The sequence below is a fragment of the Desulfobacter sp. genome (assembly GCF_050177295.1).
This window is the reverse complement of the sequence record NZ_JBFXHE010000467.1, coordinates 1-3261: the sequence shown is the minus strand read 5'-3', so window position 1 is coordinate 3261 and position 3261 is coordinate 1. Positions and strand designations below refer to the sequence as shown.

2 protein-coding genes and 1 pseudogene are annotated in these 3261 nt (G+C 46.7%); all 3 read left to right on the top strand.

The window, feature by feature from the left end; translation table 11 throughout:
* Nucleotides 1–1537, top strand: a 1537-nt coding sequence (locus AB7U36_RS21170) for an FAD-dependent oxidoreductase (RefSeq protein WP_428161606.1), incomplete at its 5' end; no start/stop codon positions are given.
* 327 nt (nt 1538–1864) lie between these two features.
* The gene (locus tag AB7U36_RS21165; RefSeq protein WP_428161605.1) at nt 1865–2800 is read left to right on the top strand and encodes an SPFH domain-containing protein; all 936 of its coding nucleotides are present in this window, start codon (nt 1865–1867) and stop codon (nt 2798–2800) included.
* Nucleotides 2801–2844: 44 nt separating this feature from the next.
* A pseudogene (locus AB7U36_RS21160) lies at nt 2845–3261 on the top strand (AAA family ATPase); the annotation flags it as partial.

Below are 3261 nucleotides of genomic sequence, written 5' to 3'. Positions count from 1 at the left end.
ACAGAATGATAGTGAACTGATGGCCACACCCACAGGCGTGGTCAGGGATCCCAACTTTTTTAAGATGGTTAAGGATATTGAAGTAAAAAACCATACCCTGGCAGAATCCATTGACCGTGAAAATAAAGTTGTGAAAGCGGTTGATCTTTCAACAGGCAAGCCCCTTGAGTATGAGTACGATACCCTTGTCCTCTCCGTGGGAAGCCAGTTCAAAAAACCGCCGTTTCCCGGCATTGATCTGACTGGTGTGCATTTTCTTCAGACCGTGGAGGATGCAAGAGGGATCAGAAATGAAAGCGGCCCCCTGGAAGGAAAGAATGCCGTGATTGTTGGTGCCGGGCTCATCGGTCTTGAGGTCACGGAATCTTTGAGGGCCAGGGGAATGAACATTACCATGATCGAGATGCTAGATCAGGCCATGGGTAATCTTTTTGACCATGAAATGGTGTTTCATCTGCACAATGAACTTAAACGTAACGGCGTTGTGCTGAAAACCCTGGAAACGGTCCGGGAAATCAAAGGCAATGATCTTTCGGCCGTAACATCCGTAGTCACGGACAAAGGGGAATATCCCGCAGATCTGGTGCTGGTCGCCGTGGGTGTGAATCCCAATACCCAGCTTGCAAAACAAGCCGGCCTTGAGATCGGTGAGACCGGTGCCATCCGGGTGGATGCCTCCATGCGGACCTCAGATCCGAATATCTATGCAGGTGGGGACTGTGTTGAAAACGTTTCCATCGTCACAGGAAAACCCATTTTTGCACCCATGGGCTCCACGGCCAACAAACACGGCAGAATCATTGGTGATAATATCTGTGGCCTCACTTCCGAATTCAAAGGCATTTGCGGTACGGTTATCTGCCGGGTTTTCAATATCAATGTCACCAGAACAGGCCTTACTGAAAAACAGGCCAGGGAAATGGGATACGACTGCATCACCGTTTTAAGCCCCTTTCCTGACAAACCCCACTTCCTTGATGAGGCCAAACTGATCATCATTAAACTGGTGGTGGATAAGGCCACCCATGCGCTTTTAGGCGCCCAGATCGTGGGACCCGGCGATGTAGCCAAACGCATGGAAATCGCCGTGTCAAATATTTCGTCCGGATCAAAGGTGACGGACATTGCCCAGTATGACCTGGCCTATGCCCCGCCCTTTTCCCCTGCCATGGACAATATCATCACGGCTGCCAATATTGCTGAAAACAAACTTTACAACCGGGGAAATTCCCTGTCTCCTGTGGAAGTCAAAGCCAAAATAGATAACGGCGATGATTTTATATTCCTTGATGCGCGTTCCCCCCAGGAGTATGAGCAGATGCGCATTGAAGATCCCAGAGTCAAACTGATCCCCTTAGGTAAACTGAGAAGCAGCCTTTCCGAACTGCCAAAGGACAAGGAGATCATCGCGTTTTGTAAGATCTCCTTGCGCGGCTATGAAGCCGAGCGCATTCTGGCCGGTGCCGGATATAAAAACGTAAAATTCATGGACGGCGGTGTGGTGTGCTGGCCCTATAAAAAGTTTGTTCTTTCCTGAAATGATTAAAAGCAACCGCTGCCGCACCCTGAAGGTGTCTGGCAGCGGTTTTCATCCCCCCCCCATAGCTTCCTGCCGGTAATATTTTTTGACCATTAATAAATCTTCCTGTATAATTTTTTACACTCTTGAATTCCTTTATTAATCCGTTTTTTTTGCCGACGGTAACAGAATCGACGAAAATTCTTTTTACACAAAAGGCAATCAGAACTGACGGATAAGCAAAAAATTAACACATTAGTATTGAACCAGGACACTTAAAAAAAGTAGCAGACCCCTAAAACCCTGACGGACACGAACCGCTAAATCAACGGCAAAGGAGAAGGTATGAAAGAGCAGCAATCTCAGATTTTTTTGCAGCGAGCCCGATTTTTTACCATGATGAGAAGACTGGCATTTTTACTGGTCAGCCTTGCCCTGATCTATTCTTTGGCTGCTGTGGTCTATTCCACCCAGGTGATCTACAAGGTCAAATTCAACTATGCTGTTATCCTCGAACAATTTGGAGGAAAAAGGCAGGCTGTCACCGATTTGGGCTGGCACTTCAGGCTTCCTTTCTTTACCCGGCTGGAAAAAGAGGTTCCCTTAATGAACCAGAACATGTACATCGGCGGTGCCGCTGAACCCATTAAAATTATTTCCCGGGAAAACGTGGCTCTGTGGACCTCTGCCTTGATGACGTTCAGGATAAAAGATTTGAAAGTCTGGGGTATTGAAAACCTGTCTCCTGAAATCCTGCTTCAGGGGGATTACGACGGAATTGCCAAGGATATCCTGCAGGGTAAAGAGGTCAACAGATTGATTTCGGAAAGGGAAATCATAAAAGAAGAGATCTTTCATGCATTGAAAAACCGGCCCATTAATAAAAACGGCCTCACCCTTGAAGGAAAGTACGGCATTGAGGTGGTCAGTTTTGTTCTCAACGAAACAAGGTTCGGCGACACGCTGGTGAAGGCCACGGAAGAGAAAAAGCGGCGCCAGCTTATCGCAGAAGCAGAGAACTATGCTGCTGACCAGGAGGCACAGAGGATTACAAAACTTTACAAAGCCTACCTTGACGGCATTAAATCACTTCATCTTGCATTGGGCGGCCGGGACGGTCAACGGGTCAATCCAGACCTGTTTGAATTTCTTACCCAGCAAAAATGGGCCACTGCCTATGAAAAGAACGAATCAAACCAGAAAACCTTTGTACTCCATGACGGCGGAAAGGCCCCTGCAGTCACCCTGCCCTTCCAGGCGGACAGCACAACCGAAAGATAAGCCAAAATTTCATAAAAACCTAACCCATGCGTAAGGATGGAAAAATGGCCAAGCGACATACAAAAGAAAAAAAATATATTGCCCTGCCCGAAGAGGCCATTAATAAAATTGAATCCATGGTGGAAACCTGGACCTACGACACCAAGGCCTTTGTCAGGTCCAGGCTCAACCAGTACAGACCGCCCAATGCTTTGATATCTTTGCTGAAAAATTTTTTCTTTTTTGCCTTTTTCATGAAAAGAAAACAAAAGCGGATGAATGTCCTCAATAACCCCCAGATTCTGACAGACTGGAAAAAACGATTTTTATATTCAGGGGAAACCAATCCTGCGGCTTCCTGGAACAGGATCATTGAAAAAGAACTTTCAAAGTCTGAATACCATTACCTTATCGCGGTTCTGGACAGAGAACTGACCGACCTTCATGTCCCTGTGGAATTAGAAACAATCTTTGAAAAGATT